General features: G+C 37.2%; 18 protein-coding genes. All 18 read right to left on the bottom strand.

Annotated elements, in window-relative coordinates; all coding sequences use genetic code 11:
• Window positions 1-51 precede the first annotated feature (51 nt).
• Complete coding sequence (gene lepB / locus LG276_RS10120; protein ID WP_095369548.1) at window positions 52-603, bottom strand: signal peptidase I; 552 nt, start codon at window positions 601-603, stop codon at window positions 52-54.
• Between the two features lie 320 nt (window positions 604-923).
• Window positions 924-1,268, bottom strand: coding sequence for a 50S ribosomal protein L19 (rplS, locus tag LG276_RS10115; RefSeq protein WP_095369549.1), 345 nt, complete (start codon window positions 1,266-1,268; stop codon window positions 924-926).
• Window positions 1,269-1,400: 132 nt separating this feature from the next.
• On the bottom strand, window positions 1,401-2,138 hold the full coding sequence (gene trmD, locus LG276_RS10110; protein ID WP_224938586.1) for a tRNA (guanosine(37)-N1)-methyltransferase TrmD: 738 nt from the start codon (window positions 2,136-2,138) through the stop codon (window positions 1,401-1,403).
• Window positions 2,138-2,653, bottom strand: coding sequence for a ribosome maturation factor RimM (rimM, locus tag LG276_RS10105; protein WP_224938585.1), 516 nt, complete (start codon window positions 2,651-2,653; stop codon window positions 2,138-2,140). Before rimM ends, trmD begins: the two co-directional genes overlap by 1 nt.
• A gap of 13 nt (window positions 2,654-2,666) precedes the next feature.
• Window positions 2,667-3,053 carry a YlqD family protein gene (locus tag LG276_RS10100; RefSeq protein ID WP_095369552.1) on the bottom strand — a complete coding sequence of 129 codons (387 nt, stop codon included), beginning with the start codon at window positions 3,051-3,053 and terminating at the stop codon, window positions 2,667-2,669.
• Between the two features lie 114 nt (window positions 3,054-3,167).
• Window positions 3,168-3,395 (bottom strand): KH domain-containing protein, encoded by a 228-nt coding sequence (locus LG276_RS10095; protein WP_095373476.1) that lies wholly within the window; start codon window positions 3,393-3,395, stop codon window positions 3,168-3,170.
• A 14-nt stretch (window positions 3,396-3,409) separates the two neighbouring features.
• Window positions 3,410-3,682: a 30S ribosomal protein S16 gene (gene rpsP / locus LG276_RS10090; protein ID WP_095369553.1), complete on the bottom strand. Its 273-nt coding sequence runs from the start codon at window positions 3,680-3,682 to the stop codon at window positions 3,410-3,412.
• Window positions 3,683-3,778: 96 nt separating this feature from the next.
• Window positions 3,779-5,131, bottom strand: coding sequence for a signal recognition particle protein (gene ffh / locus LG276_RS10085; protein ID WP_224938584.1), 1,353 nt, complete (start codon window positions 5,129-5,131; stop codon window positions 3,779-3,781).
• A gap of 12 nt (window positions 5,132-5,143) precedes the next feature.
• On the bottom strand, window positions 5,144-5,473 hold the full coding sequence (locus tag LG276_RS10080) for a putative DNA-binding protein (RefSeq protein ID WP_095369555.1): 330 nt from the start codon (window positions 5,471-5,473) through the stop codon (window positions 5,144-5,146).
• Between the two features lie 205 nt (window positions 5,474-5,678).
• Window positions 5,679-6,665 carry a signal recognition particle-docking protein FtsY gene (ftsY, locus tag LG276_RS10075; protein WP_251161463.1) on the bottom strand — a complete coding sequence of 329 codons (987 nt, stop codon included), beginning with the start codon at window positions 6,663-6,665 and terminating at the stop codon, window positions 5,679-5,681.
• 88 nt (window positions 6,666-6,753) lie between these two features.
• Complete coding sequence (gene smc / locus LG276_RS10070) at window positions 6,754-10,320, bottom strand: chromosome segregation protein SMC (protein ID WP_404294247.1); 3,567 nt, start codon at window positions 10,318-10,320, stop codon at window positions 6,754-6,756.
• A 45-nt stretch (window positions 10,321-10,365) separates the two neighbouring features.
• On the bottom strand, window positions 10,366-11,103 hold the full coding sequence (rnc, locus tag LG276_RS10065; protein WP_224938581.1) for a ribonuclease III: 738 nt from the start codon (window positions 11,101-11,103) through the stop codon (window positions 10,366-10,368).
• A 357-nt stretch (window positions 11,104-11,460) separates the two neighbouring features.
• Window positions 11,461-11,694, bottom strand: a complete 234-nt coding sequence (locus LG276_RS10060; RefSeq protein WP_404294244.1) for an acyl carrier protein — start codon at window positions 11,692-11,694, stop codon at window positions 11,461-11,463.
• A gap of 132 nt (window positions 11,695-11,826) precedes the next feature.
• The gene (gene fabG / locus LG276_RS10055; protein WP_224938580.1) at window positions 11,827-12,570 is read right to left on the bottom strand and encodes a 3-oxoacyl-[acyl-carrier-protein] reductase; all 744 of its coding nucleotides are present in this window, start codon (window positions 12,568-12,570) and stop codon (window positions 11,827-11,829) included.
• The gene (fabD, locus tag LG276_RS10050; protein ID WP_251161461.1) at window positions 12,567-13,514 is read right to left on the bottom strand and encodes an ACP S-malonyltransferase; all 948 of its coding nucleotides are present in this window, start codon (window positions 13,512-13,514) and stop codon (window positions 12,567-12,569) included. Before fabD ends, fabG begins: the two co-directional genes overlap by 4 nt.
• Before the next feature lie 15 nt (window positions 13,515-13,529).
• Complete coding sequence (gene plsX, locus LG276_RS10045; protein ID WP_251161460.1) at window positions 13,530-14,519, bottom strand: phosphate acyltransferase PlsX; 990 nt, start codon at window positions 14,517-14,519, stop codon at window positions 13,530-13,532.
• Window positions 14,520-14,551: 32 nt separating this feature from the next.
• Complete coding sequence (gene fapR / locus LG276_RS10040) at window positions 14,552-15,109, bottom strand: transcription factor FapR (RefSeq protein WP_251161459.1); 558 nt, start codon at window positions 15,107-15,109, stop codon at window positions 14,552-14,554.
• A gap of 208 nt (window positions 15,110-15,317) precedes the next feature.
• Window positions 15,318-17,357 (bottom strand): ATP-dependent DNA helicase RecG, encoded by a 2,040-nt coding sequence (recG, locus tag LG276_RS10035; protein WP_224938577.1) that lies wholly within the window; start codon window positions 17,355-17,357, stop codon window positions 15,318-15,320.
• Window positions 17,358-17,375 lie beyond the last annotated feature (18 nt).

The raw sequence follows: 17,375 nt of genomic DNA, 5'->3' as shown, positions 1-17,375 counted from the left end.
CAATCACCTTAAGCGCCATATTGTGTTTTAGATGTTATCATTCATTCAAATCTACTTAATTAATCTAATATCCTCAATCGGCCAATAAATAATTCCAGCAGTTCCTAATACATCTTCCATAGGAACTGGGCCAATATGACGGCTATCTTTACTAAAGCGGCGATTATCACCCATCACAAACAAATGGCCCTCAGGCACTGTTTCTTGGCCGATTTTCTCCTCTAGCGTAAATGGCTCTGTTAATGGACCATCAGCTACTTGTTGCTTATACTCGTCAAGATATGGCTCCTCATAAGGTTCCCCATTTACGTATAATGTATCATCCTTATATTCAATTTTGTCTCCAGGTAAACCAATGACCCTTTTAATATAATCTTTATTTTCTGGTGCATGAAAAACAATGATATCGAACCGATCAGGCTCTCCAATTTTATAACTGAATTTATTAACAATCATTCGGTCTTGATCATGCAGTGTCGGCATCATCGATAATCCGTCTACCACTATCGGTGCAAAAAGAAAATATCTAATAATTGCTGCTAGCAAGACGGCGACAACTAATGCCTTTGTCCATTCCCATAATTCACTTTTCTTCTTAGCCATCGTTTCCCCACCATTCTTTCTCTTTTAAAAGCATAGCCACTTATACAGTTGCGTTTTATTCTCTCGATTATTGACATACTCTTATTTTATACATAAAAGAAGTAGACGATGCAACTATACAATGAACTATTGTTTGATTTAGTAGAATCAAACTGCTTCTTCACCCTACCAATGCTGAAAAAACAGCCTATAAGTATGTTATTATCATATCAGAAATGAGAAATATGTATAGAAAAAGAGCTTGTAAAAATACAAGCTCTCCTTTCTTCATTTTAACTAAGGTAACATAAGTTGAACTTACATCCCTTTTGTTAAACCGATTATCGAATTTCTTTAATACGAGCTTTTTTACCACGTAGGTTACGTAGGTAGTAAAGTTTCGCACGACGGACTTTACCGCGACGAATTACTTCAAGCTTCGCAATTTTAGGTGTGTGTACAGGGAATGTACGCTCTACGCCTACACCGTAAGAAATCTTACGAACTGTGAAAGTTTCGCTAATTCCACCACCACGACGCTTAATCACAACTCCTTCGTATACTTGGATACGCTCACGAGTTCCCTCTACGATACTAACGTGTACACGTACAGTATCCCCAGGACGGAATTCAGGTAGATCCGAACGAAGTTGTTCTTGAGTGATTTCTTGAATTAATTTATGCATCGTTTTCAACTCCTCCCAAGACGCTCATGCAAACCATTTGTGTTACAGCGGAACATCGTTATCAGACAAAAGACTTTTAACAAGCCCAAGTCACAAAGATTATAATACCATATCAGCCGCAGAACATCAATGTTAAATCTGTTCTTTTTTTATTTCTTCTAACCAATTTCTTTCTTCATCAGTCAAATCTATTTGTTCAAGTAAATCAGGACGTCGTTGATACGTTCTCTTTAACGTTTCCCTCTGTCGCCATTGTTCAATATGAAGATGGTTTCCTGAGGTTAATACGTCCGGGACTTTCAATCCTCGAAAATCAGCTGGTCTCGTATAATGAGGGTGTTCAAGCATCCCAGTACTAAAAGAATCTTTCATATGTGACTCTTGATTTCCTAAAACATTAGGCAATAATCTCACAACACTGTCAATGACAACCATTGCTCCTAATTCTCCACCTGTTAATACATAATCACCAATGGAAATTTCATCAGTTACAATATGTTCACGGATCCGTTCATCATAACCTTCATAATGTCCACATATAAAAATTAGATGCTCACTTTCGGCAAGCTCTTCAGCCTTTTTCTGTGTAAACCTTTCCCCTTGAGGACATAGAAGAATAACACGAGGATTTGCATCACTTTTACTCTTTATATCACTGACAGCATCAAAAATCGGCTGTGGTTTTAACACCATACCCGCTCCGCCACCATAGGGATAGTCATCGACTGTTTGATGTTTATTATCCGCATATTCCCTAAAGTTCACTACATTATAGGATGCAGCTCCTGCTTCACTTGCTTTTTTTAAGATAGAGTGACCGAATACACCTGCAAACATTTCTGGAAATAGAGATAGTACATCTATTTTCATTATAATAGCCCTTCTAACAAATCGACCATAATCTTCTTATCAGCGATATTTACTTCCTTTACGACATCAGCGATATAAGGAATGAGGATTTCTTTTTTCTGCTTACCTTTAATCACCCAAACATCATTCGCACCTGGTGAAAGAATTTCTTTAATTTCACCAAGCTCTTCACCATCCATCGTATAGACTTTACACCCAATGATTTCGTGATAATAAAACTCATCTTCTTCTAATGCACTCAATTGCGATTCATTTACTTTTAAAATGCCACCTTTAAGCTTTTCAGCTTCCTGCATACCGACAACCTCTTCAAAAGTAAGTAAATCAAAAGACTTATGTGTGCGGTGGGATAAAACTGTTAATTCTCTCCCTTGTTTATTATCAGGCATAAATAAGGTCAATTTATTTCCTGGTGAATAGCGTTCTTCTGTAAAATCTGTTCGAGAAATAACGCGAACTTCACCACGAACACCATGGGTATTTACAATTTTACCAACATTAAACCATGTTTCCATTTCATACTCACCTCTAGCGGATATCGTCAACCAATCCATCTTTAATGATAATCGTTTTTCCTTTTTCGATCTCTTCCCAATTATCTCCCTTTTCGATGGTTATTAACGATTGAACTTCTTTTTCTTTTAATTCACTTCCAAGTGGAAGCATATGTAACTGCTCTATTTGAAAATCAAGTAATTTCATTTTTTCATTTCTTGATTCTATTTCTTTATCAAAAAAGGAGCGAAGATGGCCATTTTGGGCCTTTTGATTCTTCTCCCACTTTCTCATTTCAAACTTAAATTGATCACATTCTTTTTGTAGTTGCTGTTTTTTCCATTCATAGTTATTTAATAATTCCTGTTTACTCGTTTCAGTTAAAACTTGTTTCACAGTAACCGTTTGAATAATTTGCAAGATCAACCAGCCTCCATTCAATAATAGAATGTGAAAATTTTGTTTAATGGTGAAAAAAGGAGGGTCTCCCCTCCTTTCTCATGTTTGTTTATTCAGCTATATCGATAGAATCGATTATTTAATTTCTAAGAAAATCTTTTTTTCTTGAGAAGTACCTGCTGCATAAACAACAGTTCTTATCGCTTTTGCAATGCGCCCTTGCTTACCAATTACCTTCCCCATGTCATTCTTGTTGACAGAAAGCAAATAGGTCACCGCTCGGTTTTCTTCACGAATACTCACTTGAATATCTTCAGGAAAATCAACCAGGGGCTTCACAATTGTCTCGATAAGGTCCTTGATCATAAGTTAATCACTTATTTTGCATGCTTTGCATTATGGAATTTTTCCATAATACCAGCATTTGAGAATAAGTTACGAACCGTATCAGAAGGTTTAGCACCATCTTGTAACCATTTAAGCGCTAGTTCTTCATTGATATCAACACTTGCTGGTTGAGCAACTGGGTTATAAGTTCCTACAGTTTCAATGAAACGTCCATCACGTGGTGAACGAGAATCAGCTACTACAATACGATAGAAAGGAGATTTTTTAGCTCCCATACGTTTTAAACGAATTTTTACTGCCATTTTTAAAGCACCTCCGAATAGTTTCACACAAGATAGTATATTATCAGATACTACCCTGGTTTGTAAAGGTTTTTTTCTTTACATAGTATTTTTTTATTAAAAAGGGTTAAAAGGAAGCTTTAAACCGCCCTTTTTCTTCCCTTTTTGTTGCATTCCTGACATCTGTTTCATCATTTTTTTCATTTCTTCAAACTGCTTCAGTAAGCGATTGACCTCAGGGACCGTTCGTCCACTACCTCTTGCAATTCGTTTTCTTCTACCTGCATTAATAATCTCAGGCTGATTTTTTTCTTCATGTGTCATTGATTGAATAATGGCTTCAACATGGGCAATTTGTTTATCATCAATTTTTAAGTTATTCAGCCCTTTTACCTTGTTTGCACCAGGCATCATTTTTAATAATTCATCGAGCGGTCCCATGGTCTTCACTTGACCAAGTTGCTCTAGAAAATCATCAAGTGTGAACGAAGCCGTACGCATTTTCTTTTCTAGCTCTTTCGCTTTTTCCTCATCTACATTGGCTTGCGCCTTTTCAATAAGTGAAAGCACGTCACCCATACCTAAAATTCTTTGAGCCATTCTCTCTGGATGAAAAGCTTCAATTGCATCTAACTTCTCACCAAGTCCAATAAATTTAATCGGTGTTTCGGTGACTGAGCGAATAGATAGCGCTGCTCCACCACGGGTATCACCATCTAATTTAGTTAATACCACACCAGTGAGCCCGAGCTGTTCGTTAAAACTAGACGCTACATTAACAGCATCTTGTCCCGTCATTGCATCGACTACAAGGAAGATTTCGTCTGGATTTGTCAAGTCCTTTACATCTTTAAGCTCAGTCATCAGGGTTTCATCCACATGTAAACGACCAGCTGTATCGATTAGCACATAATCATGATGGTCTTCCTTCGCTTTAGCAATGGCTTGTTTGGCAATTTCAACAGGACTTACTTGATCTCCTAAGGAAAACACAGGCATATTAATTTGCTTGCCCAATGTCTCCAATTGCTTAATAGCCGCTGGTCGATAAATATCAGCTGCCACTAACATCGGATTACGGTTATATTTCTTCCTTAATAAGTTTGCAAGCTTTCCTGTTGTTGTCGTCTTACCTGCCCCTTGTAACCCAACCATCATAATAACAGTTGGTGGACGATTGCTAACAGCGATTTTACTTTGTTCGCCGCCCATAAGCTCTGTTAATTCTTCTTTAACAATTTTGATGACTTGTTGTCCTGGAGTCAGACTTTTCATTACATCTTGTCCGACAGCACGTTCGCTTACCTTTTTGACGAATTGTTTAACTACTTTAAAGTTAACATCAGCTTCAAGTAATGCTAAGCGAACTTCACGCATCATTTCCTTTACATCCGCTTCACTTACTTTTCCTTTTCCACGGATTTTTTGAATTGTATTCTGCAGTCGGTCGGCTAAACCTTCAAATGCCATGCACGCCGCCTCCTAATCTAATTTCTCAAGCTCTTCCAGCAAGGCTTCATATTGTTCTTTTAAGCTTTCTGGTTGAAAATTACTCTTTAATTTTGCAATAATTTTAGCGCGCTCTTGAAATTTATGAAACAATAATAACTTCTCTTCGTATTCCTCAAGCATCGCTTCCGTACGCTTTATGTTATCATAAACTGCCTGACGGCTCACGTGATACTCTTCTGCAATTTCACCTAAGGAGTAGTCATCAAGATAATAAAGGGACATATAGCTGCTTTGTTTTGGTGTTAACAACGATTGATAGAAATCATACAAATAATTCATTCTCGTTGTTTTTTCAAGCATCTCTAAACCCCCTTGTTAAGTGAAAAGCCTTTACAATGTAAAGTTTACCTATCACACACTGAATTGTCAAGCATAGACTGACTTTTATAGTGTATCAACTTATATATAAGCTATATTTGTCAGCCAAGCTTCTGTCATTTTAAAATAACCGATTACATTAAGTAAAGCTCATTGCATTCTTCAGCAATGAGCTTTGTTCTTATTCTTATTCTTCTGCTTCAACCATTTCAGCAAATAATCCATACACATATTGTTCTGCATTGAATGTTTGTAAATCATCCATTTTCTCACCTAAACCAACTAATTTCACTGGGATTTCCAACTCATTTCGAATGGCCAAGACGATGCCACCTTTAGCTGTTCCGTCTAATTTCGTTAAAACAATACCTGTTACATTTGTCGCTTCTTTAAACGTTTTCGCTTGAACCATTGCGTTTTGCCCAGTTGTCGCATCTAAAGCTAACAGAACTTCATGAGGTGCACCTGGTACTTCCCGTTCAATGACACGTTTTACTTTTTCAAGTTCTTTCATTAAATTCACTTTGTTTTGCAGCCGACCGGCTGTATCACAAATAAGAACATCTGCTTTTCTTGACTTTGCTGCCTGTACAGCATCAAACATCACTGCAGCAGGGTCAGAACCTGCCCCTTGTTTAATTACTTCAACCCCGACTCTTTCGCCCCATACTTCAAGCTGTTCAATCGCCCCAGCACGGAACGTATCTCCTGCGGCTAACATGACCTTTTTCCCTTCCCCTTTTAGCTTATGAGCAAGTTTTCCTATTGTCGTTGTTTTCCCCACACCATTGACGCCGACGAACAACATAACCGTTAGACCCTCGTCTTGAATATTTAAATCTGCAGAAGATTCGCCTGCTCTTTCATAAATATCAATTAATTTTTCAGAAATAACTGCATGGACCTCTTTCGGATCTTGAATATTTTTTCTTTTCACTTCCATCTTTAATTCTTCTACTAATGTCATGACAGTATCAAAACCAACATCTGCTTGGATAAGAATTTCTTCTAATTCTTCAAAGAAATCTTCATCCACTTTGCGATATCTTGCAACTAAATCATTAACTTTACCAGAGAAATTATCTCTTGTCTTTGATAACCCGTCTTTAAATTTCTCTGTAACAGTATCCGTTTGTGAAGTGATTTTTTCTTTCAACTTCTTAAAAAAACTCATTTTCATAACTCCAATCTGCTAATAATTACTTTTATTATGTATGAGGATAAGCCCCACTAACTAATTACTAATGGGACTTATCATTAGGTTAGCTCATCGCCATCTCTTTTGTTTCTTCAAGCCTTACAGATACCATTTTTGAAACGCCGGATTCTTGCATCGTAACACCATACAATACATCCGCTTCCTCCATTGTTCCTTTTCTGTGAGTAATCACAATGAACTGTGTTTCATGGCTATAATTTCTTAAATACTTCGCATAGCGGTGCACATTTGCTTCATCTAAGGCTGCCTCTACTTCATCTAATATACAAAATGGGACAGGGCGGACTTTTAATATAGAAAATAATAACGCAATCGCAGTTAAAGCTCTTTCTCCACCAGATAGTAGCCCTAAATTTTGCAGCTTTTTACCAGGTGGTTGCGCGACAATATCAATACCGGTATTTAATAAGTCCTCAGGATTTGTAAACTTAAGATCTGCACGTCCCCCACCAAATAATGATTGAAAAACAGATTCAAAGTGGAAACGGATTCCTTCAAATGTTTCTTGAAATCTCCTTTTCATTTCCACATCCATCTCATCTATGACTTGGAAAAGCGTGTCTTTGGCAGCTAGTAAATCGTTCTGTTGTTCTAATAAAAACTCGTAACGTTCTGAAACACGTTCATATTCATCAATGGCACCTAAATTAACCGTGCCAAGTTCATCTATTGCTAATTTGATTAACTTTACCTTTTTGCGTGCATCTTCCACATCAATACTTAGTGGGAATGCCTCTTTCGCTGCTTCATAAGAGAGCATATATTCTTCACGCAAATGCGTTAAACGGGTCTCTAACTCTACGTCTAATCGATTAATTTTCACTTCGAGATCTTTTAATCCTTCTACTCTTCCTTTATGAAGACGTTTTAACTCTTTTAACTCCACTTCGATATCTTCAAGTATTGTTTGCAATGAAAATCTTTCTTCTCTTCGTTTAGCGATTAGTTCAATTGTTTGATTCTTATCTTCACGCTTTCTCATTGCTTCTTCTTCGAGATGCTGTTCTCCTGAGGAATTATTGGTCATTTCTGATGATAATAAATGCAAGTCATCTATAACGAGTTGTAATTTCTCTTCTGTGTCTGCTTTTTCTGAGACGATTGAACGCAAACGATCTTGTGCAGATTTTAGTTGCTCACTTTTAGAAGCAAATTGCACCTTTAATTCGTTTATCTCTACTTGTAAACTTTCTTTTGACGTTTGTTGTACATTCTTTAATTGCGTTAATTCTTTAATTTGGTTATCTAATGAGATAATTTCTTCAGCATAATTTCGTAGGATTTCTGTTAATTCGTTTTCTCGATTCACGAAGCGGTTTTTCTCTTCAACAAATTGTGCCTTATCCAGGTCATACAAAGAAAGGCGATCATTTACTCTCTTCTCTTCATACTCCATATCTTTAAGGAGACCAAGACGGCTTTGCTCTTCTTCGCGTAATTGTTCTCCCTTTTGCTTAAGCGTTTCTAATATATGCTCAGCATCTTGGAACTGGTGCTTCATTTTCTTCACACGTGCCTCAAGTTCTTTTGTTTGCTGATCCATATGTGTGATCTTATCTTTCAAATCATCCAGCTCATTTTTTCTACTTAATATCGATGATTTATTTTGTTTAACCGCTCCGCCTGTCATTGAGCCACCAGGATTAACGATATCACCATCGAGTGTGACTATTCGCACGCGATACCCTAATAGCTTTGCTAGCGTATTAGCTCCTTTTAAATCACTGGCTATTATTACGTTGCCTAGTAAGCTTTCAATAGCAGGAGCATATTTAGCATCATATTGTAGTAAGGAAGCAGCCGACCCTATGTACGCTTCGTGTTCTTTCACAATTTTTAATTGCGCTTCATTTAATGTTTTCTTTTTTAACACATCAAGTGGCAAGAAAGTCGCTCTACCATAGGATTGGCTCTTTAAATATTGAATTGCCTTTCGCCCCTCAGATTCCGTCTGCACAACAATATGCTGCATTGCCGCGCCTAACGCAACTTCCATTGCAGTTTGATATTCTTTAGGAACCTCAATTAACTCCGCCACTGCTCCTTCAATACCACTAAGGCGATTGTTTCTTTCTTTCAGTACTTCCTTCACACCTTGGAAAAAACCGGAATAATCTTCTTTCAACTCTTCCAACATTTCTTTTCTAGACTGTGCTTGTTGTAGAAATTGGATGGCTTGATAGTATTTCTTTTCATCCTTTTCATAGGTTTGTTGCAACATTTCATATTCTTTTTGCTTTTGTCTATATTGGTGTATATGGTTGTCTAATTGTTCTTTAACTGCCTCATGATCATGCCATAACGCCGCTTTACGCTCGAGCAATACTTCTCTTTCCTCAATATATCGACTATTATCCCCAATCAACTTTTCTTCACGCGTTGCTTGTTGCGTAAGTTGTTTTTGCAACATCTGCTGTTCATTCTTTGCTGCTGCTTCAGTATTTAAAAGGTCAATATACTCACTTTTTAAGTTCTCAATTTGTTCATCAATATCAACGCTATATAACTTCAACTGTTCTAACTTCTCGGAAAGTTGTTTTTCATAAGTAGAGGCCTCAGACTTTAAAGCATGCGTTTTTTGATCTTGTTCTTGTCTTAACTTTTTAAGTTCCTCTACACGTATGGTCAATACTTCTTTGCTTTTTTGTAACTGTTCTTTGTTTTGTGAAGCATTTTTCTTTCTTTCCTTGAGCACTTCTTTACGACCTTCAAGTTTTTCTAATGCTTCACTCGCATGTAGGAGTACTTCTTGTAATTCATTAACTGATTCATCCAATGCGACTGTGCGGTCTCGTACTTCAGCAATTTTCGCTTCTTTCGTTTGTACCTCTGCTGAAAGGGCTATTTCTTGCTGTTGCTGTTGATCAAAATCATTCGAGTGCTGTTCCCATTTTTTATGCAAATCCTCTATTTCATAAACTGTTAAACCGACTTCAAACTGTTCAAGCTCCTCTTTTTGCTGTAAATAATCTTTGGCAATAGAAGCTTGCATCTTCAACGGTTCAACTTGGGTTTCTAATTCGTGAAGAATATCATTTACCCTGTTTAGATTATCTTTTGTTTCACTTAGTTTGACTTCCGCCTTCTTTTTACGCGTTTTATATTTTAAAACACCTGCAGCCTCTTCAAAAATCGTTCTTCTTTCTTCCGGCTTACTATTAAGAATTTCCTCTACTCTTCCTTGGCTTATAATCGAAAATGCTTCTCTCCCTAGCCCCGAATCCATAAATAAATCAACAATATCCTTTAATCTACAAGGTTGTTTATTAATTAAATATTCACTATCTCCCGAACGAAAAACCCTTCTTGTTACACTAACTTCACTGTAGTCAAGTGGTAAAAATTGATCATGATTATCTAGCGTTAATGTAACTTCTGCATAGTTTAATGGTTTGCGTGAATCACTACCTGCAAAAATAACATCACCCATTTTCACGCCACGTAACGATTTAGCTGATTGTTCACCTAATACCCAACGGATGGCATCCGTAATATTACTTTTACCACTTCCATTAGGGCCAACAACTGCAGTTACACCAGTAACGAAATCAACTGTTACTCGTTCAGCAAAAGATTTAAAACCGACGATATCGAGTTGCTTTAAAAACAAAATCCTGCTCCTCCCTTACTAAATCTTTTTCACCTTTATAAAGAGTTAGTTCACATGGTTTTTAAGTACTTCTAATGCCATTTGCGCTGCATGTTGTTCTGCTTGTTTTTTTGAACGACCTGTACCCGTTCCAAGTTCTTCACCGTTTAGATAAACAGTCGACTCAAACTCACGATTATGAGCCGGTCCCTTTTCCTGTAGAATCTTATATTCAATCATTCCCGCTGAATCTCTCTGCACTAATTCTTGTAATTGGCTTTTAAAATCCATTACATGAGAAAATGCGCCAGAGTCTATCTTAGGGAAAACATATTTTTCTAAGAAGCAAACAACAACATCAATCCCTTGGTCTAAATATAGTGCTCCTATAAAGGCTTCAAATACATCAGCTAATAGTGCCGGACGCATTCTCCCCCCAGTCATTTCTTCTCCTTTTCCTAGTAAAACGTATTTGCCAAAATCTCTTTCATTAGCAAATTCAACTAAGGAAGGTTCACACACGACCGCTGCTCTTAATTTTGTTAATTCACCTTCACTCATCATCGGATATTTAATATAGAGAAATTTGGAAACTGTTAATTCCAATACCGCATCTCCTAAAAATTCGAGTCTTTCATTATCTTCATGAGGCTTTCTTCGATGCTCATTCACATATGAAGAATGAGTAAAAGCTTGTCTTAATAATTTTTCGTTTTTAAATTCAATAGATAATACCTGCTGTAATTCTTTAAACTTCTTTTCATCCGCACGTTTTCTTTTCTCTTTTTCTTTGTAATTACGCATTTTAACAGCCACCTTGTACCTTAAATGAAATTTATCCTAAATGGTGAAAACCACACATATTGACTACGTTATTAGAATTGGTTTATTACTGATGACAAATCTTATCTTTTTATATACATCATTCTCTCTTAGTTTAAGCAATTTTACATAAAAACACAAAGAAACTTGGCAGAAAGAATTCTTAACCAAGTTTAAAGCGCTAATGAGGATAAATCTGGATGTACTTACTGTCCGTCACTACCTGATTAACTCAAGTCACGGCGGACAATAAGCACAAAAGTGACATCTGGCTCATTAACTGCTATTTATATAGAAAGATTGAGTGAGGGATACCCCTCACTCATACTTATCTAACGATTAGTTTTTTGCTTTTATGTAATTTACAGCGTCAGCCACTGTTACAATTTTTTCAGCATCATCGTCAGAGATTTCCATATCAAACTCATCTTCTAATTCCATTACTAGTTCAACTACATCTAGGGAATCAGCACCAAGATCATCTTTGAAAGACGCTTCTTCTTTTACTTCTGCTTCATCAACACCAAGACGATCAACAACGATTTTTGTTACGCGTTCTAATACTTCTGCCATGCTTGTTCACCTCCCCTCAAGATATTATAGATGAAAGTTAATAAATACGAAAGATGTTTTTAGTAAATGCAACAATCACGTAATCTTAAATCTTTCATTTATATGTAAACCCTTTAAAAAAGGACTTACTGTTTACATATACATACCACCATCAACATGCAAAGTTTGACCAGTCATATACTTACTGTCCTCTGAAGCAAGGAAGTTAACTACTTTTGCAATATCTTTTGGCTCTCCGAATGTTGCCAGTGGAATATTAGCAAGCATTTGCTCTTTAATTTCTGCATTTAATTCATCGGTCATTTCTGTCGTAATAAACCCAGGTGCAATCGCATTAACCGTAATGCCTCTCGATGCTAATTCTTTGGCTGTTGTTTTAGTTAAGCCGATGACACCAGATTTAGCAGCAACGTAATTTGCTTGGCCTGGATTTCCTGTTGTTCCAACAATAGAGGAAATATTAATAATGCGTCCGCTCCGCTGTTTCATCATTTGTCTAGTTACAGCCTTCGTGCACAGAAATACTCCTTTAAGATTGGTATTGATGACAGCGTCCCATTCATCTTCCTTCATTCTCATCAATAGGTTATCCTTTGTAATACCTGCATTATTCACTAGAATATCAATACGGCCAAAATGTTCGATGACCGTTTTAATCATATTTGTAACTGATTCACTATTAGAAACATCACATTGAATAGCAAATGCTTCTGACCCTAATGATTTAATTTCATCAACTACTTCATTGGCTTTCGCCTCACTACCTGCATAATTAACAGCTACTTTTGCCCCTTCTCTGGCAAGCTCTAAAGCTATTTCCCTACCAATCCCTCTAGAAGCACCGGTTACAATTGCAATTTTACTTGATAACTTCATTTTGCAGCCTCCTTTATGGCTTCGATAGTTGACTCAATGGACTTACTATCAGAGATAGCAAAAAGTTGAACATTACGGTCTACCTTTTTGATAAGGCCTGATAAAACCTTTCCAGGTCCAATTTCAATAAAGGTATCAACACCTAAATCAAGTAGCTTCCTTACAGTATCCTCCCAAAGAACAGGTGAATATAATTGTTGCAATAGCTTTTCTTTAATTTCTCCAGACGCGGTGATTGGCGTTGCTGAAACATTCGCAATCACTGGCACACTTGCATCCTGTAATTGGATTTCATCTAATACGCTTAATAGACGATCAGCTGCTGGTCTCATTAGTTGCGAATGGAATGGACCACTTACTTCTAATGGTAATACTCTTTTCGCACCTGCCGTTTTCGCTTCTACGCCAGCTAGTTCTACACCTTGTTTTGTACCGGAAATGACAATTTGTCCAGGTGAATTCAAATTGGCTAATTGTACAGAATGACCTGATTCAGTAACCTTATCGGTAATAGCTTGCAGTGCTTCTCTTTCCATACCAAGAACTGCAGCCATTGTCCCTTCGCCATTAGGAACAGCCTCTTCCATAAATTCACCACGTTTATGAACAGCATAAGCACCGTCAGTAAAAGAAATAGCTCCTGCTGCAACAAGTGCTGAATATTCTCCTAAACTATGACCAGCAACATAATCTGCTGTGATGCCAGATTGTTTGAATGCTTCCAAAACCGCCATACTTGTTGTTAACAATGCCGGTTGAGCATTCATCGTTTGCGTCAACTGTTCTTGTGGGCCTTCGAAAATAAGTTGTGAAAGAGAGTATCCTAACCGTTCATCAGCTTGTTTAAATAATTTTAAAACGTTCTCATTCTCATCAGCTAGTGATTTCCCCATTCCAACAGTTTGTGAACCTTGTCCTGGAAAAACAAATGCAATTTTCCCCATATTATCTGCCTCCCATTATGATTGAATTTCAAGCGCCGCTTTCACTTTTTCAGCTACTTCATGCTCTACCATAATTCTTGTCTGCTTTACAGCACTGTACAAAGCATTGCGATCAGACGATCCATGTGCTTTAATAACTGGTGCCTTTAGTCCAAATAATGCTGCTCCACCATATTCAGAGTAGTCCATTTTCCCTTTCAACTCTTTCAGATCAGGCTTTAATACTGCTGCAGCTAGTTTTGATTTCAGATTACTTGTCATTGCCGTTTTCAACATCTTAAACAGACTCATCGCTGTCCCTTCAATGGTCTTTAATACCATATTGCCAGTAAAACCATCGGTCACTACCACATCTGCTACACCATTTAGTAAATCACGCGCTTCAACATTTCCAATAAAATTGATATCTGCTTGTTGCAAATTAGTAAAAGTACCCTTTGTTAGTTCGCTACCTTTTTTCTCTTCTGTACCAATATTCAACAAACCAACTCTAGGGTTCTTAACTCCTCTTACCTTCTCTGCATAAATCGCCCCCATCAAGGCATACTGAGTTAAATGCTCAGGTTTAGCATCGACATTTGCTCCTACATCTAAAAGTAAGAAACCTTCTCCTCCTATGGTTGGCAAGGTAGGGGCGAGCGCTGGTCTTTCAATCCCTTCAATTCTTCCAACTACAAATAATCCAGCAGCCATTAAGGCTCCAGTATTACCTGCAGATATACAAGCATCAGCCTTACCATCTGCAACAAGTTGTGCAGCTAACACCATTGATGCTTGTTTTTTTCTTCTTACAGCGCGAACAGGTTCATCAGTGCCCAAAATCATTTCGTTCGTATGAAGCACTTGAATTCTGTCATCATTTGATGTCAAATATTTTCTAATCTCATCTTCATTACCTACTAAAGTAATTTCAATATTATTGAAGTCTAACGCAGCCTTCATAGCACCATGAACAATTTCCTCTGGTGCATTGTCACCACCCATTGCATCTATGGCAATTTTCACATCTATTCATCCTTTAGTTTCATTTAATATTTTTATTGATGCGAGCGATACATATCAAACTCACCTTTAAAAACACATTCATTATGTACGGTACTTATAACCTCTATCTTTGTCCGATCGTTATCGATACTTATCACTTTCGCTTTACATACTACTCGTTCCCCTTGCTTTACCGAGCGAGTAAAGTGAATATTTGCTTTCGCTGTTAAGGCAAGGTCATCATTAATAACCGCGACCGCTAAAGAGTTTGCTTGAGCAAATAAGTGATGTCCGCGTGCAATTTGATTTCGTTTAAAAACGTGCTCCTCTTTGACATCGAATATAGAAATGGCTACATTATCTAACTCAATATCAATGATTTCCCCTATTACTTCCTCAATAGGCAGCGCGACAACCTCGTCCTCAAATTTTTTTTCAGCGACTGTTTTTATTCTTTCTCTCAATTCAGGTATTGAGAGCTCTAACCGATCAAGCCTAATCGTCTGCACACTGACAGAAAACTTATCGGCTAAATCTTCATCCGTGATGAATGGGTTCTCTTTTATCGTTTCTACTAACAATGATTGTCGTTGCTTTTTATTTCTTTTCATTTTTTATACACCGTCCAAGAAAATTAAGACTAGGTACTAATAGTAGTATATAATTATAGCTATTATATTGCAAGAAGTAATTATTGCTACTATTGACCTTTTAAAGTCTTAAGCATACTAGCGAGTATCTAGGCAATGTTTACCTCAAACTATTTATTCAAATAGCTAGCTGCATCTAGTCCGCATATCTCCTTTCATTCCCTTTTTATTAATCTAACTTCTCACCTTCAAGCACACCATTATCCCTTAAGTAATCCCTCAACATTTGATATTTTTTTTCATACCAAAAGCTATCTGTCTGAATTAATTGAGTAGCATCATTTCTTGCCACTTCAAGTGCACGGTAATCATGCACCATGTCAGCTACCTTGAATTCAGGAAGCCCACTTTGCTTACGACCAAAAAAATCACCTGGACCACGTAGCTCTAAATCCTTCTCACTTAAAACAAACCCATCATTCGTTTCTGTCATAATTCGCATTCTTTCTTTGCCAACTTCTGACTTAGGATCAGCTAGTAATATACAATAGGACTGTTTATCTCCTCTACCAACTCTTCCTCTTAATTGATGAAGTGTAGCTAACCCAAAACGATCAGCATCGTAGATGAGCATCATTGTGGCATTCGGTACATTGACACCTACCTCAACCACAGTTGTAGATACTAGTACTTGCGTCTGATTGTCACTAAACTTCTTCATCACATCTTCTTTCTCATCAGGATGTAGACGCCCGTGCATTAAACCAACTTTATATCTATCCTGAAAATATTGCATAAGAATAGTGTGGACATCAATTGCATTTTGGACATCAAGTTTCTCTGATTCTTCAATGAGTGGGCAAATCACATAAGCTTGCTGTCCTCCACGCAATTCTTTCTCCATAAAGCCTAATACCCTTTCTAACATATCTAGTTTTGCCCAATACGTTTCTATTACTTTCCTACCTGCAGGCATTTCATCAATTATGGATACATCCATTTCACCAAATGCAGTTATGGCCAAAGTTCTCGGTATTGGCGTCGCGGTCATAAATAACACGTTAGGGTTTTCACCCTTTTGCCTTAATACACGACGCTGTTCAACACCAAAGCGATGTTGTTCATCTGTAATAACAAGTCCTAATTTTTTAAAAACAACTTCCGTTTGAATAAGCGCATGTGTACCAATAACAATATCAATGTTACCTGCCTCTAATTCTGCAAGTAGTTCTCTTCTCTTTTTCCCCTTCACTGAACTTGTTAATCTTTCAATCCGTATTGGATCATTCGCAAACATCATAGCCAGTGATTCTGCATGTTGTTCAGCTAAAATCTCTGTTGGTACCATTAATGCACCTTGATAACCCGCACTATTAGCAGCGAATAGCATAATAGCAGCAACTGCTGTTTTACCTGATCCAACATCACCTTGAAGCAATCGATTCATACGATAGTTAGATTTCATATCATAGAGAATTTCATTAACAACTCTTTTTTGTGCACCCGTCAGTTCAAATGGAAGTGTATCTATAAATGACTTTAAGCGTTGCAAATCATAATCAATGTTCACACCTGCACTACTTTCTCTTTCTATTTTTCGTAATGCTTGGATTTTCAATTGGAAATAAAAGAACTCTTCATATACTAACCTTCTTCTTGCTTGCTTTAGCATTTCGGGGGTATCAGGATAATGTAATGTACGGATCGCTTTTTCACGCGCCATCAATCGATAAGCCTCAATATATTCAGAAGGGAGTGTTTCTACTATATCGTGTCCGAATTGATCAAGTGCGTGCTTAATATAGCGACGTAAAGACTTCACTGTGACTTTGCCTTTAACAGCATAAACAGGTTCAAATGCATTCGTTTGCGTAACCTCACCTTTGCTGAGTTTACCTAGTGTAATCGTTTGGCGATGTTGGTCCCACTTTCCCGTAATAGTAACTGTATCATTTAATTCTATTTGCTTTTTTAAATATGGTTGATTAAACGCAATGACTTGTATGAGGTAGCGATCGACTAATACTCTAATTGTTAAGCGCGAACGTTTACGGCCATAAAAGCTAAGTGCGGGCTGTGAATGGACTTTCCCCTCAACTGTAATTCTTTCTTCATGTTTGATTTCACTTAAATCTTTTAGACGATAGTCTTCATAACGAAAAGGCAAGTATTCAATCAAGTCGCCTACAGTGGTAATTCCCATATCTTTCAGATTATCTGCAGCAGATTGACCCAACCCTTTTATATGATCTACTTTGTCACTTAACATACTTGACCCTCCTTTTCA

The organism is Cytobacillus kochii (assembly GCF_044790165.1).
Lineage (GTDB): Bacteria > Bacillota > Bacilli > Bacillales > Cytobacillaceae > Cytobacillus > Cytobacillus kochii.
This window is presented reverse-complemented; position numbering and strand designations above follow the sequence as displayed.